At 40.9% G+C, this 25,671-nt stretch carries 19 protein-coding genes; 11 read left to right on the top strand and 8 right to left on the bottom strand.

What is annotated here, in order from left to right:
* Positions 1-2 precede the first annotated feature (2 nt).
* Positions 3-221 (bottom strand): LSm family protein, encoded by a 219-nt coding sequence (locus tag MSVAZ_RS11475; protein ID WP_048121098.1) that lies wholly within the window; start codon positions 219-221, stop codon positions 3-5.
* Positions 222-657: 436 nt separating this feature from the next.
* Here MSVAZ_RS11475 and thiD point away from each other — a divergent pair, with 436 nt between their 5' ends.
* Together thiD and MSVAZ_RS11465 are read left to right on the top strand one after the other, a co-directional pair.
* The gene (gene thiD / locus MSVAZ_RS11470; RefSeq protein ID WP_048123940.1) at positions 658-2,004 is read left to right on the top strand and encodes a bifunctional hydroxymethylpyrimidine kinase/phosphomethylpyrimidine kinase; all 1,347 of its coding nucleotides are present in this window, start codon (positions 658-660) and stop codon (positions 2,002-2,004) included.
* 515 nt (positions 2,005-2,519) lie between these two features.
* On the top strand, positions 2,520-3,818 hold the full coding sequence (locus tag MSVAZ_RS11465; RefSeq protein ID WP_048121096.1) for a TrpB-like pyridoxal phosphate-dependent enzyme: 1,299 nt from the start codon (positions 2,520-2,522) through the stop codon (positions 3,816-3,818).
* 646 nt (positions 3,819-4,464) lie between these two features.
* On the opposite strand, the gene MSVAZ_RS11460 is transcribed toward MSVAZ_RS11465, so the two are convergent.
* Positions 4,465-4,872, bottom strand: coding sequence for a DUF1699 family protein (locus MSVAZ_RS11460; RefSeq protein ID WP_048121095.1), 408 nt, complete (start codon positions 4,870-4,872; stop codon positions 4,465-4,467).
* Between the two features lie 1,450 nt (positions 4,873-6,322).
* Between MSVAZ_RS11460 and folP the strand changes: the two genes are divergently transcribed.
* The 4 genes from folP (at position 6,323) to cofE (ending at position 10,681) form a co-directional block, all read left to right on the top strand.
* On the top strand, positions 6,323-7,549 hold the full coding sequence (gene folP / locus MSVAZ_RS11455) for a dihydropteroate synthase (RefSeq protein WP_048121093.1): 1,227 nt from the start codon (positions 6,323-6,325) through the stop codon (positions 7,547-7,549).
* A 2-nt stretch (positions 7,550-7,551) separates the two neighbouring features.
* Positions 7,552-8,166, top strand: coding sequence for a methylenetetrahydrofolate reductase C-terminal domain-containing protein (locus MSVAZ_RS11450; RefSeq protein ID WP_048121091.1), 615 nt, complete (start codon positions 7,552-7,554; stop codon positions 8,164-8,166).
* A 353-nt stretch (positions 8,167-8,519) separates the two neighbouring features.
* Complete coding sequence (locus tag MSVAZ_RS11445) at positions 8,520-9,398, top strand: methylenetetrahydrofolate reductase (protein WP_048121088.1); 879 nt, start codon at positions 8,520-8,522, stop codon at positions 9,396-9,398.
* 473 nt (positions 9,399-9,871) lie between these two features.
* Positions 9,872-10,681, top strand: a complete 810-nt coding sequence (gene cofE / locus MSVAZ_RS11440) for a coenzyme F420-0:L-glutamate ligase (protein ID WP_048121086.1) — start codon at positions 9,872-9,874, stop codon at positions 10,679-10,681.
* Between the two features lie 365 nt (positions 10,682-11,046).
* Here the strand turns inward: cofE and MSVAZ_RS11435 are convergent, their stop codons facing one another.
* Together MSVAZ_RS11435 and MSVAZ_RS20390 are read right to left on the bottom strand one after the other, a co-directional pair.
* Positions 11,047-11,241, bottom strand: coding sequence for a hypothetical protein (locus tag MSVAZ_RS11435; RefSeq protein WP_156151064.1), 195 nt, complete (start codon positions 11,239-11,241; stop codon positions 11,047-11,049).
* A gap of 1,108 nt (positions 11,242-12,349) precedes the next feature.
* Entirely contained in the window at positions 12,350-12,493 is a 144-nt protein-coding gene (locus MSVAZ_RS20390) for a hypothetical protein (RefSeq protein WP_157206079.1), read from the bottom strand.
* A 43-nt stretch (positions 12,494-12,536) separates the two neighbouring features.
* Between MSVAZ_RS20390 and trxA the strand changes: the two genes are divergently transcribed.
* Both trxA and MSVAZ_RS11425 read left to right on the top strand, forming a co-directional pair.
* Complete coding sequence (trxA, locus tag MSVAZ_RS11430) at positions 12,537-12,803, top strand: thioredoxin (protein WP_048123938.1); 267 nt, start codon at positions 12,537-12,539, stop codon at positions 12,801-12,803.
* 682 nt (positions 12,804-13,485) lie between these two features.
* Positions 13,486-13,893 (top strand): DUF1699 family protein, encoded by a 408-nt coding sequence (locus MSVAZ_RS11425; RefSeq protein WP_048121083.1) that lies wholly within the window; start codon positions 13,486-13,488, stop codon positions 13,891-13,893.
* Positions 13,894-14,095: 202 nt separating this feature from the next.
* On the opposite strand, the gene MSVAZ_RS11420 is transcribed toward MSVAZ_RS11425, so the two are convergent.
* The 4 genes from MSVAZ_RS11420 to MSVAZ_RS11405 all read right to left on the bottom strand — a co-directional run bounded on the left by MSVAZ_RS11420 (position 14,096) and on the right by MSVAZ_RS11405 (position 21,038).
* A complete protein-coding gene (locus MSVAZ_RS11420) occupies positions 14,096-14,287 on the bottom strand; it encodes a hypothetical protein (protein ID WP_048121081.1) in 192 nt (63 codons plus the stop codon).
* A gap of 449 nt (positions 14,288-14,736) precedes the next feature.
* The gene (locus tag MSVAZ_RS11415; RefSeq protein ID WP_048121080.1) at positions 14,737-17,895 is read right to left on the bottom strand and encodes a type I restriction endonuclease subunit R; all 3,159 of its coding nucleotides are present in this window, start codon (positions 17,893-17,895) and stop codon (positions 14,737-14,739) included.
* A gap of 10 nt (positions 17,896-17,905) precedes the next feature.
* Entirely contained in the window at positions 17,906-19,318 is a 1,413-nt protein-coding gene (locus tag MSVAZ_RS11410; RefSeq protein ID WP_048121079.1) for a restriction endonuclease subunit S, read from the bottom strand.
* Positions 19,308-21,038, bottom strand: coding sequence for a class I SAM-dependent DNA methyltransferase (locus tag MSVAZ_RS11405; RefSeq protein WP_048121077.1), 1,731 nt, complete (start codon positions 21,036-21,038; stop codon positions 19,308-19,310). The genes MSVAZ_RS11410 and MSVAZ_RS11405 overlap by 11 nt, the downstream gene beginning before the upstream one ends.
* Before the next feature lie 402 nt (positions 21,039-21,440).
* On the opposite strand from MSVAZ_RS11405, the gene MSVAZ_RS11400 reads away from it, so the two are divergent.
* The 3 genes from MSVAZ_RS11400 (at position 21,441) to MSVAZ_RS11390 (ending at position 25,467) form a co-directional block, all read left to right on the top strand.
* Complete coding sequence (locus MSVAZ_RS11400) at positions 21,441-22,460, top strand: MBL fold metallo-hydrolase (RefSeq protein ID WP_048121075.1); 1,020 nt, start codon at positions 21,441-21,443, stop codon at positions 22,458-22,460.
* A 375-nt stretch (positions 22,461-22,835) separates the two neighbouring features.
* On the top strand, positions 22,836-23,249 hold the full coding sequence (locus MSVAZ_RS11395) for an EMC6-like membrane protein (protein WP_231592205.1): 414 nt from the start codon (positions 22,836-22,838) through the stop codon (positions 23,247-23,249).
* Positions 23,250-23,700: 451 nt separating this feature from the next.
* Positions 23,701-25,467 carry a ribosome biogenesis/translation initiation ATPase RLI gene (locus MSVAZ_RS11390; RefSeq protein ID WP_048121071.1) on the top strand — a complete coding sequence of 589 codons (1,767 nt, stop codon included), beginning with the start codon at positions 23,701-23,703 and terminating at the stop codon, positions 25,465-25,467.
* Positions 25,468-25,671 lie beyond the last annotated feature (204 nt).

Raw genomic sequence — 25,671 nt, 5'->3', positions numbered from 1 at the left:
GATTACGGAGATACGTATACCACGTTGTCACCGCGAATAACGACACTGCTGAACTTACTTACAATTTCTCCTTCTCTTAGCTCTTCAGCATTGTCAAGCACGAGGTTCATGTGAATATCGTATCCTTTCAGCTCACCTCTAAACTCGCGTGCGCCTTTCAATCTAACGATTACAGGTGTGTCCAATGCGTTGTTCAAAATATCCAGAGGTCGGTTTGCCATCCTTACAGTCCCCTTAAAACATTATAAATCAAGTCATTATCTATATCAATATAAATAGTTAATCCAGATTTAAATTGATCGCCGCGTCTTAAATTTGATTATTTGCATCAAAGTCGCAAATACAATATATAAATGTATCGAAGCAATATATCACTTTTTAAGTTATCATACAGAAAAAAAACCTGCTATGAACGGGAATTCTCTACAAAATACCCTGATATAAATGCGAAATGAACGGGAATTCCTTCAGGACAAAGATAACCCTTCAGAAAAAACAAAGGATCACCTAATCCTGTTGAGAAGATTTTTTACAAATAATTCTATTAAAACTTATAAAAATCTTCCTGAAAGGCACAATATTAAATTAATTTCATATTTCCAGAAGAAAGAGCTCTATAAAGTAGCAGGAAAACGAATGAAAGAAAGAGAGACATCCATGACCGAAAAACCCTTGAAAATAAAAACCCCAATTGTTCTGACTATAGCAGGTTCGGATTCAGGTGGAGGAGCAGGAATTGCTGCGGATCTGAAGACTTTTGCCGCTCTTGGAGTGCACGGAACCTGCGCTATTACATCGGTTACTGCACAGAATACTACTGGAGTGCTGAAAACCTTTGACCTCACTCCTGAAACTGTCGCCAGCCAGATTGAAGCTGTCTGCACCGATATGGAGGTCAGGTGGGCAAAAAGCGGTATGCTTGCCTCATCGGAGATCGTAAGGGAAGTTGCAAAAGAAGTAAGGAAATATGAGCTTTCCCTTGTGCTGGACCCTGTTATAGCTGCTGAAGCAGGAGGGAACCTGCTACGAAAAGAAGCTATCTCTGTCCTTACTGAAGAACTGCTGCCCTTATGCAAGGTTACGACGCCCAATGCATCCGAAGCAGGTGTACTGGCTGGCATGTCTGTAAAAACTCCTGAGGACGCGAAAATTGCAGCTCGAAAAATCACGGACCTGGGTGTTGAAGCTGTCATTATTACAGGAGGACATCTGGATGCCACTGACCTGATTTATGAAGCTGATTCTGAGACTTTTACCCGTATTCCGGGCACTTTTGTTAAAGGAGGGACACACGGCACGGGCTGCACTTACTCTGCAGCAGTGACTGCCTTCTTAGCCTCTGGAGATAACCTGGAAGGAGCTGCAAGGAAAGCAAAGAAATTCGTTGAAAAGGCAATTCTCAAGAGCCGGCCTGCAGGCAGGGGAGTAAGTCCTGTAAACCAGCTTGGAGCGATTCTGGAGGAAAAAGAGCGCTACCTGGTTTTAAGAAATGTAAAAAAAGCAGTTTCGATCCTTGAAGGCAGCCCTGATTTTTCAAAACTGATTCCCGAAGTAGGCTGCAACATCGGAATGGCTATTCCCGAAGCCAACAGCTACGAAGACGTTGCTGCCGTTGAAGGCAGGATAGTAAGGTACATGGGACGGGCAGTTCCTGTGGGCTGTGTGGATTTTGGGGCCAGCCGACATGTAGCAAGTATTATTCTTGCGTCCCTTCGTTATGATCCTGAAATAAGGGCCGCAATTAACGTAAAATACTCCAGGAAGGCACTTTCAGCCTGCAGAGATATGAAACTTGGAATTTCCTCTTTTGACAGGGCTGAAGAACCGGAAAACTCCAGTACTATGGACTGGGGTACAACCGAAGCAATCAAAAAATACGGAAGCATGCCGAAAGTCATCTATGATAAAGGGGGTCAGGGAAAAGAACCAATGATACGCCTGCTCGGAAGATGTGCCACTGAAGTGGCAAAACTTGCTGTGGAGCTTGCAGAACAGATACAGTAAAAATCCGATTAAGAATCAATAATTTCAGTTATCTACAAGCCATCTTAAACAAACATGATATTCTTTGAATAACATGCACAACCAATGAAGATGCTTGCGGATGGCAGCATTTTCATGCTAAACAAGTGAAATTCTCAGAATATCAAGCGAACCTCTCAGAATATCAAGTGAGATTCTCAGAATATCAAGCGAACCTCTCAGAATATAAAGTGAATATTTGTAGAATCGAGCTTTTATAGAATTGAGAGATTATGACCTTTTTTGTTTTATTCGGTTCCGATTTCTGTCCGGTTTACTTTTTTCCCGGTTTTTGCTTCTAACTGTTTTCCCTTCTTTCAATTCCAACTTCTGGCAGTCTTCTTTTTTTCAAGCTCTATTTTTAATAAGTAGCTTTTCTTCAAACACCTGTTTCCCAAAAGTACATAAATGGGATGCGAACACCTTAAATGTAAAATAAATAACACTTATATACGTCGAAGTACGAATCTGTACCTAAACGACTACGGAGAAAACCTATGGAACAGACCAAAATTATCCTTGACGAGAATGAAATGCCTAATCAGTGGTATAACGTCCTTTCAGACTTATCCTCTCCTATCGAGCCTCCTCTTGATCCGAGGACCTGGGAGCCTATAACTCCTGAAGCTCTTGAACCTATTTTTCCGAAAGGTCTTATTAAGCAGGAAATGAGCAGTGAAAGGTTTATTGATATCCCTGAAGAGATACTTGAAATTTACAAGCTCTGGAGGCCCAGTCCTCTTTACAGGGCTCACAGGCTGGAAAAACTTCTCAAAACTCCTGCAAAGATATACTATAAAAATGAAGGGGTAAGCCCTGCAGGCAGCCATAAGACAAATACTTCACTTGCTCAGGCTTATTATAATATGAAAGAAGGAACCGAGAGGATCACAACTGAAACAGGGGCAGGACAATGGGGAAGTGCATTAGCTCTTGCCTGCAATTACTTTGACCTCGAATGTAAAGTCTATATGGTCCGTTCCAGTTTTTACCAGAAACCTTATCGAAAATCCCTGATGACAGTCTGGGGAGGAAATGTTGTGCCCTCTCCAAGCGAAGATACCGAATTCGGAAGAAAGATTCTGAAAGAGCAGCCGGAAACACCGGGAAGCCTGGGGATAGCAATCAGTGAAGCCGTGGAGGATGCAATCGCACACGATAACACTAAGTACTCCCTGGGAAGTGTCCTCAACCATGTTATGCTCCACCAGACAGTAATCGGGGCCGAATGCAAGAAGCAACTTGAAAAGGTTGAAACCTATCCTGATATAGTTATAGGCTGCTGTGGAGGAGGAAGCAACCTCGCGGGAATATCTCTTGAGTTCATTAAAGACCGGATTGAAGGAAAAAGATATCCAAGAGTAATTGCAGTCGAACCTTCAGCTTGCCCGTCCTTGACCAAAGGAGAATACAGGTACGACTTTGGAGATACTGCGGAAATGACCCCGCTTCTTAAAATGTATACCCTCGGCCACAAACATGTGCCTCCTGCCATCCACGCAGGCGGACTCCGTTACCACGGTGACTCCCCAATCATAAGTAAACTCTGCGCTGAAGGGTTTATTGAAGCTGTTTCATATGATCAGTACCCGGTGTTTGATGCCGCTGTGCAGTTTGCACGGACTGAAGGCATAGTCCCTGCTCCGGAATCCTCCCACGCTATCCGCTGTGCAATCGACGAAGCTCTCAAATGCAAGCAAACCGGAGAAGAAAAAACAATCCTATTTAACCTCAGTGGACACGGACATTTCGACATGAGTTCCTATGATAAATATTTCAACAAGGAACTCGCCTGAAAAACAACTGAAAAAGACAAAATTCAAGATATAACTCAACAGGATGCCTTAAAGGCATCCTGGCAATCAGGAAACCCACACTCCTCTACTCCTTCTGCAATAATGCTACAGAGAATAGAAAGACATTATAAAAACCGCATCTGTACAGATGTAGCCAAGAGAACCAGGAACACTCCATGAAATCTCAAGTTGGTCAAAATACTTCAGGATTATTTGGTCTCAAGGATGTTTAAGAGTTTAAAAATTTAATATTTAGATTCCAAAATCATATTTGCTCATATAACTTTATATAGAAAGACGTTTTCTTGTATAATCAAAAACCTCTTTAAAAGTTATGTTCTTTTTAAATATTTTTGCTTTTTTGATTATTTATAGTCTTTTTTAAAGATGTGTTGCTTGATTATGAATTTGAACTCGTCGTCTTGAGCACAAATGTTGCACAGAAACCATTTACCTGCAACCGTTGCCCCTTTTGATCACGCTTTCATGACGTTTTAGGTTTAGCAATAGTTTTCGGTCAAGCCTTTTTTGAAAAGGGTTGTTCTACAACCGTTTCGCCGGTTGATCACTCCGACCATGTCATTGCTGGGTTTTTTCTCAAGCCTTTTTTGAAAAGGCTAGCTGGACAAGGGCAGAGATTTTTTTCTTACTCCAAATCTTTTTTGTTCAGAATGTAAGAAATCATTTCAGGACTAAGTTTGCTCTCATGCGCTAATTTCTCCGCAATTTTTTCACTGGGAATGCCTTCAGCTTTCATGCCTCTCATTTTTGAAATTACGGATGAGGGGACAGTATAATACTCATTAATGTCTTTCCTGTGGCCCCAGACATCCCCTTCTATGAGCTGAACTTTTTGCATTTCCATAAACATCTCTATGGCTCTTGAAACTGTCCTTATGTATGATCTTGGAAGCTGGATTACTTCCAGTTTCGGACAGGTCTCAACAAGCAGAAAAATATCTTTATTTGACGGCCTGAATGCGAAGTGAACTACCTTTTCATTCGGATTCAGTGACAGAATTTCATTTCTTGAACTGATAACTCGTATTCTCATATAGATCCCCCGACCCAAAACTTACTAAAGTATCAATAAAATAAGTTACACTACTTTATTTAAATATTTTTCTTGTGTACTCATCGATTTTGTCCTGTTGTATTGAGAATACTGAAAAAGAAGTATATGGAAAAAGCAGAACTAAAAAGCTAAAAAATACTTTTATATTTCAAATCTATATAATTTGATTATAAAATATTAATAAATATAAAAAATATAATAATGTTTCGTAGTGCACATCCCGATTTTTGATACTTTTATATAATTCAAATCATAAAAGGATAATTATTATAGTAATCCATTAACAAAATGGCCAACATCAATTGATTGTTGTCTCAATTTGACAGGGGTCAGAATGTCAGTCATAAGGTTTCATAAGTTAATGCATCGATTATCAAATAAATACATACTAAAAAAAATAATTACAGCTTATAACTCAAATATTATTTTAAAGTCATATGTAATTTTGTTACACGGAAAACGCAGCCTTCCGAAGAGTGATTCGAAAGAGTGATTCGAAAGAGTGATCCAATCTGGATGTTACAACCACGAAAAACATGGAAAGCACGGAAGAACCAGGTCTTTATCACTCATTTTCGTGTTTTCCGTGTATTCTTTGGTTTTCAAAAAATTAATTTTTAACATACTTTGGAATCAATACACTAGATTTGGTAAAAATCATTTATACTAGAGCAAGAAAAGTTGTTTTTCCCAATTGTACCAGATTAGGGAAAGCAACCTTATTCTTTCGCTCTTACCAGTTTACAATATTAGTAATTGTTTTTACAGATAATTTCGGCTCTTCGTCATTCCCTGTGGATAAGACGATATTCAATTCGAGACCGCGTTGGTTTTTATGAAGACATTACGAGGATATCCACACAAAACAATGAAGAATCATAATTCTTAAAACCATAAAACGCTGCTTTCCTAATTGTACCATATCAATTCTACACATCAATATTTTTATGTATTATTGGAGCTTATAATACTATAATAGCGTTTACTGTTAATAATATTCAAAATAATCATTTGGTTTTACACATAATCCTATTAATATATAATGTTCGGTCGGCAAAATGAGGCCTACAGCAAGGCTTGAAACCTGCTTTAATGTATCTTAAAAATTCCTTAAACAAGTATACCTGATAAAGTCAGTTTATATGTATTAATTAATATATGATTATAGTGATTATTTGTTTAATCCTGATAATAATTGATAAATAAAATTCCCTCTGTCTGGAAGCCTCTGCGGACGCAATAGAAAGATTTTTCACGGAATGTAGTAAAGCGGAATAAACTATATTTTCGCGATTTAAAGGCATATCGTTGAAATCTCCGACAGTGAGAAAGCTCTGTAAAGCCGGCTTCCCCCAGCCTATTTACCAATGTTTATTAAGCGCAAGCTAGCGTTATTTTAATTGAAATTTATAGATCCTGGTTGTCAAAAATGGTTGTTGATACTGAAATATGTGGTATAAAAATAGGAGATCGATACCCTGCACATGTAATGGGTATTATTAACTTTAGTCCTGAGTCCTTTTACGGAAATTCGGTCGTAAACCCTGATTCTGCGCTTGAGACAGCTCTAAAAATGGTTGAGGAAGGAGCAACTTTTCTGGACCTTGGAGCTCGTTCAACCTGGTTACATGCCGAGCCTATTAGCAGGAAACAGGAACTTGAACGTATTTTGCCAGTGCTTGAAGCACTGAAAGGCAATGTGGATGCTGTGATTTCTGTGGATACGATGTTTTCTGAAATCGCAGAAGAAGCTCTCAAAAGGGGAGCTGATATCATAAATGACGTCTCCGGTTTTACTGCAGACCCCAGAATGATTGAAGTAGTGGCAGACTACGGATGTCCTGCTGTTGTCATGGCCTCAAATAAAGTTCCGGGTGATCCCCTCGGAATGGATGCCGTTATACAATCCCTTGATTCTATTATACAGGCTGCTGAAGCAGGTGGCATAAACCCAGAAAAACTCATACTTGATCCTGCATCCGGCAGGTGGATCGAAGAAAAACTTTCCATTTATGACTTTGAAACTCTTGACGATTTTGAACGCCTTCAAATTTTTGAAAAGCCTTTATTAGCAGCTCTCTCAAGAAAATCATTCATAGGAGATGTACTTGGAAAACCCGCAACTGAGAGGCTCTATGGCAGCCTGGCTGCAGCAGCTATTGCAGTCTACAAAGGTGCTCATATTGTCCGTACACATGATGTACCTGAGACCGCTGACGTCGTAAAGCTTTCAGGAGCTATCAGGAGTAGTCCAAGTATAGTAAAAGATGGCAGGTATGAGGTCTCTGTGGTTGAGGTAAAGACACCACAGGATGCAGCCATTGCAATGCGGAAACTTGGAGTTACCACGACAGGCTCAAAGGTAATGCAGAATAAAAGTATCCATCTTATGCTGAAAATTCGTAATCTTACGACCACAGAGGCTTTGATAATAAAACAGGAGATACTCTCCCGAGGAGGGGATGCAGCACTGACAAGGAATGCAGTTTCCCACGAAACGGAGATGACTGATGTGCTTGTAATGGGTACTCTGCTTCAGCTTGGGCGCCTTGCCAGGAAACTTGAAGGGCAGGCGCGCTCCCTACCACTTATTGCCGAAATGATCCACGAATGTATTGCAAAGCGGAGCGATCTGGAATATCGATATTTGAGGTAGTTATGATCATAACTTCAGCAAAACCCCTTGAAGAAATCCTGGCCCTATTACAGGACGAAGATGACATATTTATTATCGGATGCAATGTCTGTGCTGCAAAACTGAAGACCGGTGGAGAACCCGAAGTGCTTGAGATGATCAGACAGCTTGAGAAAAGCGGAAAGCGTGTAGTAGGCTGGGCTCTACCCACAGCAGCTTGCAGTGTCCGGTCTTTTGACTCCCTGGTCCAAAAGAATGAAAAAATAACTGAAGCACGCTGTATTCTGGTTATGGGCTGCGGTAGTGGAGTTTCAACGGTTTCCGGTGTTACGGAGGTTCCTGTATTCGGCTCAAATGATACGCTTTCTCTGGGAGGTTCAAGCGAAGGCAAGCTGCTTTCAGGCCAGTGTATAATGTGTGGAAAATGCACAATTGGTGAATTTGGAGGCATCTGTCCTAAATCACGATGCCCTAAAGGACTTCTAAATGGGCCCTGTGGGGGAGCTATTGACGGGATGTGTGAAGTCAACAGAGAGAACGATTGCGTATGGACTTTGATTTATAATAGGTTGAAAAAAATCAATAGGCTTGATCTCCTTTACACAGTTCATGCCCCTCAGGAGCATAGAGTTGATTAAATTCATTCACATTTTTTATTTAATTTTTAAATCATATTTTTTCCCGTGCTTGAAATACATGTCTTTGACGCATCAGTGCAAGTCTGCTATAACCACTCTGATCTGCAAAAAAGTAACCTCTCTGATTTGCAAAAAGTAACCTCTCTGATTTGCAAAAAGTAACCTCTCTGATTTGCAAAAAGTAACCTCTCTGATTTGCAAAAAGTAACCTCTCTGATTTGCAAAAAGTAACTTGTCTGATCTGCAAAAAGGGATAATGCGGCACAAAGGTTTTTGAAAATAATATTAACCGACTGATGGTGCACGATTCAGGAGCATGGTTTAAATAATTTCATCCCTAATATTCTTACTCAATGCTCTTTAATTTTCGTGAAAAACTGAATTCCAGCAAATTTCTGGTCACTGCTGAAGTCTCCCCTCCTAAGGGCACAAGATTCTCAGTTCCCCTTGAAGATGCTCACCAGCTCAAAGGTATTGCAGATGCTATAAACGTTACGGATAATCAGTGCTCAATTATGCACATGAGCTCCCTGGCTTTTAGCAAGCTTTTGCTTGATGAGGGACATGAACCTATTATGCAGCTCACCTGTCGGGACAGGAACAGGATAGGACTTCAGTCCGATCTTCTTGGAGCGTATGCTCTGGGTATCCGGAACATCTGTGTGATGACAGGAGATTTTCCTTCGTGTGGAGATCATCCAGGTTCAAAGCCCGTATACGACCTTGATTCCGTACAGCTCCTTCAACTTGTTCGGAAGCTTGACTCAAGCACTAATTTTGCAGGAAACAGGCTGGACGGAGGCACCTCTTTCTGTGCAGGTGCGGTTTCTGGTATAGACCCTGAAAAACCTTTGCAACTTATAAAGCTTGAAAAGAAAGTCAGCTGTGGAGCTGATTTTATCCAGACTCAGGCGGTCTATGATGTGGGCATGTTTGAGGAGTTTATGGAGGCTATAAGCCACCTTGAAGTACCTGTAATTGCAGGCCTGATTCCTCTAAAATCTCTGGGTATGGCTGAATTCATGAACAGGAACATTTCGGGAATTCATGTGCCTGAAGAAATCATGCTTCGTATAAAAGATGCACCTGATCCTGTCGAAGAAGGTCTTTCAATAGCTTCAGAGACTATAAAGGAGCTTATGAAACTCTCACGAGGGGTTCATATTATGCCTATAGGATCTCATAAAAATACTGCAAGACTACTTTCGATGGCTGGAATTTCCGGGAAATAATTTTCTTACAGGTAAAAATCACTATCTATACCGGAAGACTCTTTTTCCTCTTTTTCAGCGGTAAGATTTTTACTTTCTGTATTCTCTTCTTCAGGCTTTTATTCTCATCGATTATTTTATCTGGGTATCCTTTCATATTTTTAGGCCACTTTTTATATTTTTTTAGATTTTGCATCGTATCTTTTTAGATTTTTTCTCACATCTTTTTAGATTTTTCTTCACATCTTTTTGAATACTTCATAATATTTTTTTGGCAATTTCTTATATTTTTTTAGATCTTTTCTCACATCTTCTTGGATACCTTCTCACATCTTTTTGAATATCTTCTTACATCTTTTTGAATTTCTTCTCACATCTTTTTGGGAGCCGTCGGATACATTTATCAATATCCTCCGGCATTTTACGATTTGATTTCGCATTTATTTTAGATTCAGCAAACCAATTTAGTCATTAACTCCTAAGGGCAGCAGAGTATGAGTTCAGAAAATACTTCCATCCAGATGTTTGGGATTAAGACCCCTATTATAAGGGAAGGGGATGATATCGTACAGATTCTAGATAAGGCTCTGGAGGAAGCAGGGCTTGTCCCTATTGATGGGGATGTTTTCGTACTTGCAGAATCTGCAGTTGGCACTGCGGAAAGAAGAGCCGTCAGGCTTGCAAGTGTGAATCCAGGTGAAAAGGCAAAAGTGCTTGGGGAACAGTACGGGATCGATCCCAGGGAAATGGAACTCGTGCTTCAGGAATGCGATGAGATTTTTGGAGGTGTACCTGGAGCTGCCCTTACAATTACAAAAGGCGTTCTGGCTCCTAATGCAGGGATTGATGCTTCAAATGCCCCTGAAGGCTATGTGATCTTGCTCCCAGAAGACCCGCGAAAAAGTTCCGAGATTATCAGAAGCCGGCTTGAGCAGCGTTACTCATGCAGACTAGGAGTAATTATAGGAGACAGCAGGACTCAACCTCTCAGGCTTGGTTGCTCGGGAATTGCGCTTGGAGTTTCAGGCTTTGTGCCTGTGGAAGATGCGCGGGGAACTGACGATATATACGGGAAACCTCTCCGTATTACATACAAGGCTGTAGCAGATAACCTTGTCTCGGCTGCCGAACTCCTGATGGGAGAAGCTGGGGAAAGAGTGCCATGCGTGCTTATCCGTGGTGCGCCGGTAAGTATGATAAATGAGTCACCTGATATGCCAACGATTCCAATGGAAGGCTGTATGTATTTCGGCAATATAATAAAAGGTCGGCTCGAGGATAAAAACTGCGAAAAAAATGTATGATTCCTTAACTGGTTCCCTGATAAAAGCGGATTTTTCTTTCTAACTGCTCTTCAATAAACTGAAAGTTTTTTAGAGTTAGCTGGTCTTCTTGCAGGAATTATCTATAATAAATAGATATCTATAATAAATAGAGTGCCAAGTCCAGGTCTTATTCCTTCAGAAAATTATTCCTTCGGAACTCCCATTGGAGAGCCTGCAAGAACTTGCCACTATTTTAAAAAAGTGTGTTAAATGAAAGGAAAAGTAAACAGTCACCGATTCAAGAAAAGACGAGTTTCAGGGACTTGTCCGTCATGCCGTGAAAAGATAGCTATTATGCTTTTTCCCTTCATACTTAGTAATTTTTTCAGACTCGGTCGTTATTATTAGCAGTCCCAGTCGAAGTCACGACCACATCCTCTTCTGCGGCCGCCGCGACGCCTTCTGAATCCATCATCACAGTCAAAGCGGCCACCAAAACCGCAACCGTCAAATCCACCACAGCCTCCAAAGCCTCCAAAACCGCCGCCGCAACCATCAAATCCTCTTCCTCTTCCAAATACTCCAAATCCTCCACCCATTGTATTTACCTCCATGATTTTACGATATTCTTTTTATATTTTTTTGCTTCATATTCGCTTCATATTCTTAATACTCGTTCTGCATACTGGAGGAGATGATTTTTAAAATCAGGATACAATCTGATTAAATTCCTCATCAACCTCCCCAATCCTGTAATGTACCCGTGGCAGTTATTTTTAGAAATGATTCATTTTTCTCCTTTTTATTTGGGATAAAATGTTCAACTTTAATTGACATGAGTACAAGTATAAATATAATTATATATTATATAATAGTAATAGAATATCTATTCCTTATTAATAATAACTTTGGGGAATTTGTACTTACTAGCTAAAAAATAGGTTCAGCTTACTAGCTAAAAAATAGGTTCAGTTTTGTATTAACACCTTAATAGCTTTAATTCCTATCCAATAAGCTAGTATCTTGAAAATTTAGTTATTGGTCACATGTTAACTCTGAATCGCTATCTGTTGATGGAAAGCTATCAAAGGTTTGCTCAATAATTACATTTTCATGACACTAGCTATAGAAACGCAGTATATAAATTCAGTATTATACGAGCTGATCCCAAAACGCAAAATTGCTTCTCTTAATGTTGTATTCTGGATTATCAATAAGAACTTCTGGTCCTGAAAAATAATTCTGAAACTCTTATTGATGTGGGAATAAAATTGGTTTTGGGATGAGCTCTACAAATAAACACAGTATTATGAATAATCCGAAGAAAACCACAAACTTACGTAGGCAATAAGTGATGCTTCATGAGCAGCTTTATCTCCCGATTGGAATATAGAGCTCTCTGGTATTGGAAAAAATACTTGCAAATTGGCACTTTTAAGCCATTATCCCAATCGTGTACATATTTGCTACTATCTCAATTAGAATTTGGTTTCTAACGGATAGTATTGATTTGATCCTTTTTGGGATCTTACACGATAGAAATATAAATGCAGCGATCAATATAAGACTATTCCACTTCGATATGGAAATAATTCACCTGGGGATTCCAGGGTAGGGCCTGTGGATTTATTATCGGTAGAGAGAATGAAGCAGGAATAAATAATTGGATATTTGGAATTATTTCTCATCATCGAAGATAATATACAATTATTGAGTCCCGACCCTGTATTTGGTAAATCCAGCTTTCATGTCGCCTATCATCAGGATTGGGTTTCCGGCAGCTTTGTCGTACAGGCCTTTAGGCAGTGTATGTACGACTCTTCTGTATGCTTCCCGGAATGGATTAAACAAAATAGAGAAATTCCCAGACGTTTCAAAATATAAAGGTGATTTTATGAAACCAATGTTATTGGACTTTTCCGCAACATGGTGTGGACCTTGCAGGATGCAAAAACCTATTCTTGAAGAGCTTGAAAAAAAGTACGGGGATAAGGTTGAGTTCAAAGTTGTAGATGTAGATGAAAACCAGGAAATGGCCTCCAAATATGGCATACATGCTGTCCCAACGCTGATTATCCAGAAAGATGGGATTGAGGTAAAGCGCTTCATGGGAGTTACCCAGGGTAGTGTACTGGCGTCGGAACTCGATAAGATCCTCTGACCCTCAGTTTTTCTGACAAAGACCGCCCGGGGTTCCAGAAACCTGGGGCTATCTTTTTCCATATCCTTTTTATCTGTTTATTTCAGTCGAATTTGGAGCGAGGGCGCGAACATACCCCGTTGCCTGCAGCGAGGCGCACCAGCGCAACTTTGATTTGAGCTTTTTCTATATCCCTAAAATAGAATAAGTCTTGTTGCCGGATTCTTTAGTATTTGTTTTAAAACTGAGCATATTTATTAATAGTACTTTAAAACTCATCCTAATATTATAGTATGTGGGTGGAAAATTGATAGGATTTAATGTTCTCATTTTTTGGTTTTTAAATTAAAACCATGTATCTGTTCTTAACTTTTTCATATAATCCCCGCAGGTTCATATTAAATTAAAAAACAATAGCAGGGAAACTATGCATGTACCGAATTTTGCTGCGGGAAGTGAGTCCCTGAGATTTTTGTTTGAAAAATTATGAAATTCTGTAAATATCATAATAATTTAATAAGTTAATATAAAATAATTATATGAGTAAACTAGAGTATTTTGATTAAAGAAATGTTTCTTGAATCAAAAATCTCTAATACTATCTAAATAATGTTAGTTCAATGGGATAAATATTTATAGTCAGTATATCTTAATTATATCAATGTAAAAACGTAAAAAAATTTAAAGTGAGATGAGAAAAAACATGAAGATCCGAGTGGTTAGTTCCAGAGAAGAAATCTTTACACTTAATCCGAATGAGCGCGTTGTTCACCTGGCCTTCAGGCCATCGAACAAGGACGTTTTGGGCCTGGTTGAGACCTGCCCAAAAATTGAGGTAATTCAGTTGCCGAAATCCTATATGGCTACAGTTTCAAAATCCATAGAAATGTTCCTTGAGATGCAGAGAATCCAACTCATTGAAGGCGACGTCTGGGGCCACAGGAAAGATATAAACGAGTATTACACGATTCCGTCCTCAGTGACTGAAAAAATAAAGGAAATGAGATCTGAAGGTATATCCACTGAGGATATCGAAGCAAAGATTTCAAGGGAAAATATGCTTAACCCTGAAATGGTTGCTTATATCATAACCAAGGAATCCCCTGCCTGAATTTGAACTGGATAAAATACGCTACAAGGCGTTTCACTGGAGATTAAACCGCAAAGGCGTTGAATCTTTCGCGTTCTCGCGATCTGATTTCCGGCTTAAATCTTCTACTGGAGAAGGCTTATGCCTGGAGAAAGTAGGAAACCCTGAAAACATAATTGAGATCCGCTTTTTAAGAGGATTTCTTATTTATTAACTTTTTTTGTTACTTTTTTAAGAGATTTATAATCTGTGGAGTAATTGGGACTCCCAGAGTTGCTGTGGAAGTTGCTGTCAATACTAACTGGAAAACAAGTTTCACGATTTCTTCAGCGGCGTAACCCACGAGAATTTCGTTTGTGACATTTTTCCCAAATGACTTTATGGGTTTCTTGACTTTATCGAGAACTGATCTCATTTTCGAGACACTGGTTTTTGATTCTTCTTTTTCTTCTTGAGGTGCAGAAGAGTTTTATATTTCTTCAATCAGTGCATTTTCATTTGTGAGTACTTCTTCAAGGAAACTCTAAAGAGCTTCTGCGATCTGATCTCCAGCTTAAATCTTGTATTTGAGTAAGTTTATACTTAGGGGAAGTGAGAAAACTTGAAAGTATAATTGAGATCTGCATTTCAAGAAGATCTTTTGATTTAATCAGGATCAAATAGACTTTAATTTTTTCAGCTAATCTTTCAGGTAGCTTAGATAATTTATTTCAGTTTTCCTTTTATTTTATTCAGTTATTCTCTTAATTCGGAACATGAATTTTTTGTAAGGGGATAGTCACAACGTGTTGAACTCCAGAACCTGCGAGCTTAAATTTCGTTTTTCGGTAGTTAAGTAGCCGTTGTTACCAGTTTCAGGATCCATTAATTTGTCCATGAATTTGAAAGTGCTTCAGCTTGCTTCAACACTAATTCAATGGCATCTGTTGCCTTGTCCGGCGGATACTTGTAGCGTTGCAATGTACGGCGGACAAGAATACGCAATCTGGCTCTTACACTATCGCGCACCTGCCAATCTACTGTAGTGGATTTACGCAGTTTCGCGGTAATTTCTACAGCAATCTTTTTGAGAGTTTCATCACCTAACTCACGAACGGCGCTTTCGTTATTCGCTAAGGCATCATAAAAAGCCACTTCATCCGGTTGCAAGCCAAGTTCATCATTGCGTTTGAGTGCCTCTTGAAACTCTTTAGCCATTTGAATCAGTTCTTCAATCACCTGGGAAGTCTCAATTGCACGGTTATTGTACTTACGCAGGGTTTCCTGCAAACGATCGCTGTATTTCTTCTCCTGCACCACGTTATTACTGGTTTTCGATTTTATGTTGTCTTTCAGCAATTTTTCTAGCAGCTCTACTGCCAGATTATGATAGGGCATCTGCCGAACATCTTCTAAAAACTCATCCGACAGCAGACCAATATTAGGTTTCTCTAACCCGGCCAGCTTGAACACATCGACAACACCTTCGGCAATCACGGCATTATCCAGGATCTGCTTGAGAACTGAATTTTTTTCATCCTCGGTGAGCTTTTTATCGACAGAGGTGAACTTACTAATGGCGGTTTTAATGGCCGAAAAAAAAGCGATCTCAGCACGTAGTTCTTTTGCTTCATCCAGGGTGCCGCACAATGAATATGCTTTGTTAATCGCCAGCACTGCATCTAAAAAGCGTTTTTTACCGTCATCAAGCCCCAATATGTGGTTCGATGCTGGCACCAGCAATTTGTAAGATTGGTCTATAAAGTCACTGTAATCAAAACCATGGAAAAGCCCACGCACCACATCCATTTTTACCGACAACACCGAAAACGCTTCTTCGGCGCGTAGCGTGGGCTCGCCTCTCCCTTTGGCGTCAGTATAGGTTTTCAGTGCTTGCTTTAATTCACTGGCAATGCCAATGTAATCCACTACCACGCCACCTTGTTTATCTTTAAATACCCGGTTTACCCGTGCAATGGCCTGCATCAGGTTGTGGCCTTTCATCGGTTTGTCGATATACATGGTATGACAACAGGGCACATCAAAACCGGTGAGCCACATATCCCGCACAATCACCAGCTTGAGAGGATCGTTATTATCTTTAAAACGCTTCTCCAATTTTTTCTTAGTTTGTCTGGTATAGATGTGCGGCTGTAACAATTTGCGCTCAGATGCCGAACCGGTCATCACAATTTTAATCGCGCCTTTGCTGGGATCAGTATCGTGCCAATCAGGACGCAATTCCACAATGGCATCATATAAATGAACGCAAATATCGCGGCTCATGGCCACAATCATGGCTTTGCCATCTATCAACGCTGTGCGTGTTTCAAAATGTTCAACCAGATCGACAGCTACTTGCTGAATGCGCGGTTCAGCCCCCACCAGTTTTTCTAAACGGCTCCATTCTCCTTTGGTTTTCTCGCGGTTAGACACATCTTCTTCGTCTTCCACCACTTCTTCAACTTGAGCAGACAAAGCTTCGATTTCAGCGTGGTTTAAATCAAGCCTGGCCAGGCGGGATTCATAATAAATAGGCACAGTTGCGCCATCTTCAACGGCATCTTGAATATCGTAAATAGAAACATAATTACCAAATACTGCGCGGGTGTCTTTGTCTTCAAGAGCAATCGGTGTACCTGTAAAACCAATAAACGAGGCATTGGGCAAGGCGTCACGCATGTATTGGGAAAAGCCGAATACAAGTTTGTCACCTATTACATTTTTGTCTTTATCTTTCACTTTTACAAAGTGACCTTTTTGGCCATATTGGCTGCGGTGTGCCTCATCGGAAATGACCACAATATTATGGCGGTCGTTTAAGACCGGGTAGGCACTTTCGCCATCTAAAGGTGAGAACTTTTGTACCGTGGTAAAAATAATGCCGCCTGATTCCCGTTCAGAGAGCAACTGGCGAAGTTCATCTCGATTATTAACCTGCACCGGTGTTTGTTTAAATAACTCCTGGGCATTGGAGAATGTTTGGAAAAGTTGGCCGTCCAGATCGTTGCGATCTGTTACGACTAATAAGGTAGGGTTATTCATTTCAGGTTGCTGCAATAGCTTACCGGCATAACAACACATAGAGATACTCTTACCCGAACCCTGGGTATGCCACACAACACCAGCCTTTTTGCTGCCGGGCACCACCTCATCACCGTATTTTGCACGCTTTTCTGCCACGCCTTTTGGTTCCTGTGCAGCAATGATTGTGGCTTTTACCGCTTCTCGCACAGCATGGAACTGGTGATAACCTGCGATTTTTTTGATGATTGCTCCACCATCGTTTTCAAAAAGCACAAAAAAGCGGATGTAATCAAGCAACATTTCGCGGTCGAAAAAACCCCGCACCAGGGTTTCCAGCTGCCATTCCAGCAGTGGTTTATCATCTTCATTCTTGACAGCACGCCAGGGTGAAAAGCGCTCCTGGTTTGCCGTTAGCGCACCGATACGGGCATTATAACCATCACTCACCACCAATGCTTCGTTAAACACAAAGAGGTCGCTGATTTCATCCTTGTAGGTTTGCAGCTGATTAAAGGCATCCCAGATATCGACGTTCTCATCGTCAGGGCTTTTAAGCTCTAAAACTGCAATGGGCAAGCCATTAATAAAACAGACCACATCGAGGCGTCGCGGTCTTTTCGTTCCTTGAATGGTGAACTGATTTACTGCCAAAAAACGGTTATTTGCAATGTTTTCAAAATCGATTAAAAAAGCGCGGTCTTGAATAGTCTCGTCATCTTTACGATATTCGACAGGTACACCTTCCAGTAACAAGCGGTGAAAGGCGTGGTTATTAGTTGTCAAATCGAGGCTTTCAGATTTTAAAACAAGGGCGATGGCTTGCTCAATAGCATTAAAAGGGAGATGCGGATTAATTTTCTCCAGCGACTCTTGTAGATAACGCTTTAAAATTACCTCGTGGTAATCTCTGCGTTCGGGTTTGTCTGAATCAGGGGCAATGTCAGGGCCGTACTCCACTTCCCAGATATTAGCACGAAACCATTTAAGGCAGTGTTGTTCTAATTCGTCTTCGTTCATAGTTTAACCCCTATTCCTCCGCTAACTTGGCGGCATCAACAGAGAGTTCACCGGAAAGAAGTTTGGGGAGCAAGGTGTCGCGGAGTTGAGAAAGATCTCTATTTTGTTTTTCTACTAATTTTATTTGAGAAAATAATGGCTCGACTATTGCGTCAAACCTACCAACCACATCTTCTAATGGATTAATGATAGGTAGTGCTTTAATGGTTTTAGAGTTTACCGCTGTTGCTATTGATGATGTACTACCCAACGAGTTGTAATCAAATTGTTTTAAATACAAATAATAGAAACTGGTCGGAATATTGGTTCCGAGTTTTTGTATAAAGTGAGCAATAGCTTCATTTGTAAGCATCTCACCTGATGTTATTGCAACTCGACCAACGGTTAATTTAAAACTCAGGATAAGCGTATTATCAGGTACCTTTTTTACATTAAATTTTTTTACTGCGTCATGAGTTAGTGTTTCAGATGTATCGAGAACAAAAACTCCACACTCTCCCATATCTCTTATCGAAATCCACTTTAATCCATCTGGGAATGAAGAGAACCATTGAGATTCCTTGCGTGGAGGGGTCTTGCCAATTGAAATATCGCATGTTTCATCAGCTCGTTTCCAAGTCCATCCCTCTGGAATCTCCCCGAATTCCGAATCCTGCATGGTGGATGGAAATAGTTCAGCGGTGGTTTTGAGTTGAGTATAATTGTCTGGCTGTTCGACTTGCAGTTGGTCCAACTCTTCATTGGTCTTGCCGGAGATGGCACTCATGGCGGCGCGGGTTACACCTTCGGTATCTTCACCTACTTCGATGGCGGCTATTTTGGCTTTCACCGGCTCAAAATCCACAAACCAGCTTTTGAAAATAGCTTGTGCCATGGTTTCGAGGGTTTGGTTTATTTGGCGATTTAGTTCGATTTTTGTATCTATCGAATACAGTATTTCAGATATTTTTTCCTGTTTATCAAGAGGTGGAATTGGAAGTGTAAATTTAAGCACATCTGCGCACTTTAAACTTGTAAATATAGCGCCAACATTCATAAATTTTTGAATTTCAGCCCACCAGAAAGGACTGTTTAGTAACCATCTTAAATATGGCTTATGCACCTTCTTTCCATCAGATCTAAGCAAAACTAAATTTTGGCCAAGTGCAAATTCAACACCTTCCGGCACATAAGCTGATTCGCCAGGGTTACATCTTCTGGATAAAACTACGTCATTAGCTTCTGGTTTTGCTTTAATTGTCCACTCTAAAAAATCATCATGGCTAATTTTACGGGCTGAGCTTAAATCGATTCGACCATCTTTCATTTGGGGAATGGCTACATATGGATATCCATCATTTTTCGCTTCTGGAGTTTTGTGCACGCAATCAATTAGAGAGATTCCAGCTTCTCTAAGTGAGAGATGTTGCCATTTAGATATCATAACCCAACCCTGCCAAATTTTGTTTAATCTGCGCTTCCAGTTTCTCGCTTTCTTCAAATTGTGTTTTCAACTGGCTGGTTAGTGTAGTCATTTTGTCAGCGAAGGGGATGCCGTCGTCTTCCTCGGCTTCTGCACCTACATAGCGGCCAGGAGTCAGTACAAAGTCGTTCTTTTTAATAGCCGCTAAATCTGCCGAAAAACTAAATCCTGCCTGGTTATTTTCCTCTGACCATTCTTGTTGCCAATTATGGAAGGTATTTGCGATTTGCTGGATATCTTCATCTGTGAAATCTCGCAGTACACGGTCTTTCATGTAACCCATGTTACGGGCGTCGATAAACAGCATCTGGCCGTTTCGATCACGCTTGCCGTTCTTAGCACTTTTATCCCTGGTTAAAAACCAGATACAAGCGGGAATTTGAGTGTTGGTAAAGAGTTGTCCCGGTAGTGCCACCATACATTCCACCAGGTCTAGCTCGACGAGAGCTCTGCGGATATCACCTTCGTTATTGGTGTTACTGCTCATGGAGCCGTTGGCTAATAAAAGCGCCATGCTGCCTGTGGGAGCCAGGTGGTACAGCATGTGTAACATCCATGCGAAGTTGGCGTTACCCGTCGGTGGGGTAAGGACGCGTTTTTCGCCATTGTTATTAACCGTCCAGCGTGCATCGTCAGCCAGCTTTTCGTTCCACCAATCTTTCATATTAAAGGGTGGGTTGGTCATGACAAAATCGGCCCGCAGGTCGGGATGTTGATCGTCTAAAAAAGAGTCGGCGTTCTTTTTGCCAAAGTTAAAATCAATGCCGCGAATGACCATGTTCATGGCAGCGAGCTTCCAGGTGGTGGGGTTGGATTCCTGCCCGTACACCGAAATTTGTTTTTTCTGTTCGGAAGCATTGTAATGTTTTACATTGGCGTGTTTTTCAATGAATTTGTCACTGGAAACAAAAAAGCCCCCACTGCCCATGGCAGGGTCGTACACACGGCCTTTGTAGGGCTCCAGCATTTCCACGATCAAAGTAACGATGGATTTAGGTGTGTAATACTGGCCTCCCTGTTTGCCTTCGGCAAGAGCAAACTGACCCAAAAAGTATTCGTAAACATGGCCGAGAATGTCTTTGGACTTAAGGTTAAGGTTTTCGCCGTTGTACTCGGGGTTACTAAAACTGGTACGGCTGAATTCATTGATAAGGCCAATAAGCTTGTCTGCATCCAATTGGTACTGGCTGATGTGGTTGAGAATGCTTTTGAGTTTTGGGTTGGCTTTTTCAATGTCGTCGAAGGCATTATCAATCAGCCATGACACGGATCTCAGTTTAACGTCTTCGCCCTGTTCATTTTGCCAAATAACGCTGCCAGCAGGAAGAGTGATCACATTTCTCATATCGTTCCAGCGAGCGGTTTTAGGTACCCAAAAGACATTTTTTTCGGTGTAGTAATCGACAATTTCCAGCTCGTCTGCTATGGCTTGCTGGTAGGCTTCATCGCTGTCGTAATCGTCGCGGGGTAGGTAATAAATATTGTCGTCATCGTCTTTTTGAAACAGCTCAGTAAGTTCTTGCTGGCGCTCTTCGAAGGCATCGGACACGTATTTAAGGAAAATCAGCCCTAACACCACATGTTTGTAATTGGCGGCATCCAGGTTAGAGCGCAGTTTGTCGGCGGCCCTCCAGAGCTGGTTATCGAGATCATTTAAAAATTGCTGTTCAATATCAATCATTATTAATGCCTTCTGTTATTAAATTGTAAATTAACTTGATAAAGTGGTGAAATCATTAGTTTATAAATACTTTATAGGTATATGGATAGCCATAAAGTGAAACTTCGGCCCTTAAAGTTCGTATTTCCATCGCTTTAAGTTTGCTGAACTTTACTCCATATTTTTGTACCTTGACCGTAATACTACCGGGCTTAAAATTCGTATAAACTTTATAAACAATCGTATAACTTAAAATATTGATTTTGATATAAATCAGTTACTAAAATTTATTTAATTTTGTTCATTTCGCGGTGGTTAAAACTTTATATACTGTCCGTTATTTATATATAAGTCGGCATATTACGAGTCTACGAGATTTCCCTAACCTTAAATACCTTAAGTCTTATCTCCTCAAGGATTTGCGTGATTTCTAAAAAACTGATTGATCTTGGTGTGCTGGCGCTCAGGCAGCGTAATTCTCGCGGGACTTTTAAACCGCATATTTCTCTCCGGTTCAGGGACAATGCCGGGGATTTGCGCACCTTTTCCATTGATACTACCAGGACGTTGGGAAAGCATCCTCAGCCCGATGCCTATCTGATCACCCATGCCCATTCCGACCACAACGGAAAATCGGCTATGCTCTCCCCCAATGCCGTGTGTACGGAAAAAACTGCTGTGGCGCTTGAAATCAGGCACGACAGAAAATATGCGGGCAGCATGTGCAGGCTTGGGGATGAAATCGACATTGAAGGAACAAAGGTAAAGACTTATCCTACGGAACATACCGCAGGAGCGAGTGCTTTTTACTGGAAAAACGATGTAGGGACAAGGATTCTGGTTACAGGCGACGTCAAAGATGCAAGCAGCCTTCCTTCCTGTGATGTCCTTATCACTGAAGCTAACTATGGCGACCCTGCTGATCCTTCCTGCCATTTTGCAGATGACCTTGAAGGCATGAAATCTGCACTTTTTGAAAACGGGCCTGTAGCCTTTGGAGCGTATGAATTCGGAAAGGCCCAGCGTGCAGTTGAACTTATAAGAGGATTTGGATATGACGGCGCCATCTGTATGGAGGCAAGGACAAGGGCTCTTACCCGCAGCATGCTTGAGGATGCCGGGGAACTGGTAGGGCTTGACTCCGGAGAAGATGACGGGGTTTTTATAGTTGCTCCCTGGGACCTTGACAAGTTGCCCTGGAACATGAAAAAATACGTCTTAAGTTGCCGCATGGATTATCCTTACCCAACAATCAGGATAAGCGACCATCTTGATGCTTGCGGGCTTGAAGATATGGTCCGGAAACTTTCTCCTGAAGTCACTCTTGTCTATCACCCAGGAGGGAATAGACCTTCAAAATTTTCAAAACATTTAAATTCGATAGGAATTGATTCGATATCTATAGATCAGATCGGTAATGTTTTAAGTAATGAATTTATTTAAAGCTGTGAAATCCAGTCTTAATAGTAACTTCAACAATTCAATTTCGAGAATCTTGTATCAAAAACTAAACTCCAAGGATTTAATTCCGTATTGTAATTCAAGAATCTTATTTCAGCAAAAAATTATAATTACCTGATATATAATTTGATTCTAATAATTTTAAATACAATGATTTTAATCTGAGATCTCAAATATGCAAATCAATATCTTATGTACAAATCAATATCTTATCCGCAAATTAAAATCTTATGTACAAATCAATATCTTATCGCAAATTAAAATCTTACAATTCAGGTCTAATTTTTTAACCGAGATTAGGTTCTGACTACGATTACATCCAGGGAATGTTAATTGCCGTTCAGGAGAGTATACAGGTTGAGTAAGCAAAATCCGAAGTCAAAGTCCAGAAAGGAACCTGCAAAAATAGCAGAGGCTACTTCAGCAGTTCCTGCAGCAAAGATTGAGACTCCAGAGAAGAAGACTTTTATCAAGGAAAGGACGCCTGAGGAAAAGCAAAAGGAGCATAGGGACGGAATTGTAAAGACAGTAGTAGCCGCATTACTCGGCACAATCGCAGGAGTTTTATGTTTCCACGTGTACGGGACCGGAGAAGACAGGATCTGGTATGCTGTACTTACAATCGTCATTGGAATTACGTATTTCATACAGAAGTTTCTTTATCCTCAACTTCAGATCAGTACAAAGGAGTTCAAATTCAAGGACTGGTTCTACGTAGAGTTTATAGTCATTGATTTTTTCCTTATAGTCTGGACTCTCCTCCTGAATTAAGATTTAATTTCCTGAATTGCAAAAAGGCTCTCTTAAATTTAAGGGCCTTTTATACAGTTTTTTATCACAGGTTTTTACCTTTTTGATTTCCTCAGCTTCTGTATTACCTGGCCGTTTATTTCATTAAACTCCTGTATGACTGGTATTTTATGTATGCAGTTAGTCCAACGGTTCATATACCAGAGCAGGCATTTCATAACCGATAACTACTGTATACAACAACTGTATACCGAAATACCTCTCAGATAACTGCTGTATACATGCAATATCCTCTTAACATTAATACTGGACATTACATTATCAACTGCCTTGCCGTGATAACTGTTCTCTGCTATAGCAGGAACTTATGGAACTTATATTACTACGCTCCAGTTACGCTTGAACTCACAGCAGGTGCTTTATCTAACACTACTTAACAAATTAACGAAAAACGTAATTTTCGGGGACTATCATGAGAATAGCTATACTTAATAAAGATAGGTGTCAGCCCAGACGGTGCAGTAAGGAGTGCGAGAAATATTGCCCGAGGGTCCGGACAGGGGATGAAACTATTGTTTTTGAGGAGGATGGAAAACCCGTCATTTCCGAGGAACTCTGTGTAGGCTGTGGAATTTGCGTTAATAAATGCCCTTTTAAAGCCATTATGATCATAGGGCTTCCTGAAGCTCTGAAGGAACCCACTCACAGGTATGGAGTAAATGGTTTTGCCCTCTTCGGGCTGCCTGTACCCAGGGTAGGAAAAGTAACAGGGATTCTCGGCCCTAACGGGATAGGAAAAAGTACGTCCGTCCAGATTCTTTCAGGAACTTTGATCCCTAACTTCGGACAGAAAACAGGCGATTGGGATACTGTGCTTGAACACTATGCCGGAACTGCACTTTATGATTACTTTAAAGATGTCGTGGACGGGAAAGTCCGGGTTTCCCAGAAACCGCAGTATGTAGACCTCATCCCTAAAGCTTTCAAAGGAAAAACCTCCGAACTGCTCGAAAAAACCGATGAACGAGGAGTCCTTGATGAGCTTATCGACTATCTCGATTTAAAAAGCATAGTTGACAGAAAAATCTCGGAATTGAGCGGTGGAGAACTGCAGCGTGTGGCAATAGCAGCATGTGCGGCAAAGGACGCTCAGTTCTACTTCTTTGACGAAATTAGCCCTTATCTTGACATTTACCAGAGGATTAACGTCGCCCGCCTGATCCAGGAGATTTCAAAGGACAGGGCTGTACTTGTAGTAGAGCATGACCTTGCAATCCTGGACATGCTCACAGACGTCATTCACATTGCCTACGGAGAGCCTGCAGGTTTCGGTGTGGTTACTCTTCCAAAGAGTGTACGTGTGGGGATCAACCAGTATCTCAAAGGCTATCTCCATGAAGAAAATATAAGGATCCGACCTGAGGCCATTAAGTTTGAAGTCCATCCTCCAAGAGAAGACCACCAGTTAAGGTCTATGGTTACCTTTAATGGTTTTTCAAAGAAATTCGGAGATGGGTTCTCCCTGAAAGCCACAGGTGGCAGCCTTCGTGAGGGAGAGGTGCTCGGAGTAGTGGGCCCCAATGGGATAGGAAAGTCGACTTTCGTAAAAGTGCTCGCAGGGGAAATCAAACCTGATGAGGGCGATCCAGGCATAGACGTCAAAATCTCTTACAAGCCTCAGTATATTAAAGCCGACATCCCTGTGCGCGTACAGGACTTCCTGCGCGGGATCTCAAAGCATTTTGGGACCAGCTATTATGAGGTAGAGATTTCAAACCCACTACAACTTGATAAGATCTATGACAGCCTGCTTACAGAACTAAGCGGCGGAGAACTGCAAAGAGTTGCGATTGCAGCCTGCCTTACTCAGGAAGCCGACCTCTATATCCTGGACGAACCCAGTGCCCACCTGGATGTTGAACAGCGTTCAATGGTCACAAAAGTCCTCAACCGCTTTGCCGAAAACAACAACAAGACAGCCCTCGTCGTAGACCACGATATTTACATGATAGATATGCTGAGCCAGAGACTCGTGGTTTTTGAAGGCAAGCCTTCGGTATACGGTGAAGCGCATGGTCCGTTCAGCATGGAAGATGGTATGAACAGATTCTTGAAAAACCTGGGCATAACCTTCCGCAGGGATGAGGAAACAAGGCGGCCGCGTGTGAATAATATGGGTTCAAGGCTTGACCGGGAGCAAAAAGAGAGTGGAAATTACTATTACTCAGCAGGTGATTAAATTCGGCATCGGTTACTGATATTTGATAAGTAGTACTGAGTAAGTTATGTTCAAAAAATCATAAAAGTTGGAAAAATACAAAAAGTTGAGTTTCTCTGAATAGAAACTAAAGTTTTTTGCAGAGACTTTTAAAGAGGTTTCTGCAGATACCAACTTTTTTGATACTGGCATTCAATTCCAAAATAGTTTTTTATCTAATGTGTG

Origin of the sequence: Methanosarcina vacuolata Z-761 (genome assembly GCF_000969905.1) — an archaeon.
Taxonomy (GTDB): domain Archaea; phylum Halobacteriota; class Methanosarcinia; order Methanosarcinales; family Methanosarcinaceae; genus Methanosarcina; species Methanosarcina vacuolata.
This window is presented reverse-complemented; position numbering and strand designations above follow the sequence as displayed.

Bases quoted from the DNA above. Each gene is read 5' to 3' on its own strand.
- MSVAZ_RS11475 (WP_048121098.1), bottom strand. From the start codon at position 221: ATGGCAAACCGACCTCTGGATATTTTGAACAACGCATTGGACACACCT.
- thiD (WP_048123940.1), top strand. From the start codon at position 658: ATGACCGAAAAACCCTTGAAAATAAAAACCCCAATTGTTCTGACTATA.
- MSVAZ_RS11465 (WP_048121096.1), top strand. From the start codon at position 2,520: ATGGAACAGACCAAAATTATCCTTGACGAGAATGAAATGCCTAATCAG.
- MSVAZ_RS11460 (WP_048121095.1), bottom strand. From the start codon at position 4,872: ATGAGAATACGAGTTATCAGTTCAAGAAATGAAATTCTGTCACTGAAT.
- folP (WP_048121093.1), top strand. From the start codon at position 6,323: ATGGTTGTTGATACTGAAATATGTGGTATAAAAATAGGAGATCGATAC.
- MSVAZ_RS11450 (WP_048121091.1), top strand. From the start codon at position 7,552: ATGATCATAACTTCAGCAAAACCCCTTGAAGAAATCCTGGCCCTATTA.
- MSVAZ_RS11445 (WP_048121088.1), top strand. From the start codon at position 8,520: ATGCTCTTTAATTTTCGTGAAAAACTGAATTCCAGCAAATTTCTGGTC.
- cofE (WP_048121086.1), top strand. From the start codon at position 9,872: ATGAGTTCAGAAAATACTTCCATCCAGATGTTTGGGATTAAGACCCCT.
- MSVAZ_RS11435 (WP_156151064.1), bottom strand. From the start codon at position 11,241: ATGGGTGGAGGATTTGGAGTATTTGGAAGAGGAAGAGGATTTGATGGT.
- trxA (WP_048123938.1), top strand. From the start codon at position 12,537: ATGAAACCAATGTTATTGGACTTTTCCGCAACATGGTGTGGACCTTGC.
- MSVAZ_RS11425 (WP_048121083.1), top strand. From the start codon at position 13,486: ATGAAGATCCGAGTGGTTAGTTCCAGAGAAGAAATCTTTACACTTAAT.
- MSVAZ_RS11420 (WP_048121081.1), bottom strand. From the start codon at position 14,287: ATGAGATCAGTTCTCGATAAAGTCAAGAAACCCATAAAGTCATTTGGG.
- MSVAZ_RS11415 (WP_048121080.1), bottom strand. From the start codon at position 17,895: ATGAACGAAGACGAATTAGAACAACACTGCCTTAAATGGTTTCGTGCT.
- MSVAZ_RS11410 (WP_048121079.1), bottom strand. From the start codon at position 19,318: ATGATATCTAAATGGCAACATCTCTCACTTAGAGAAGCTGGAATCTCT.
- MSVAZ_RS11405 (WP_048121077.1), bottom strand. From the start codon at position 21,038: ATGATTGATATTGAACAGCAATTTTTAAATGATCTCGATAACCAGCTC.
- MSVAZ_RS11390 (WP_048121071.1), top strand. From the start codon at position 23,701: ATGAGAATAGCTATACTTAATAAAGATAGGTGTCAGCCCAGACGGTGC.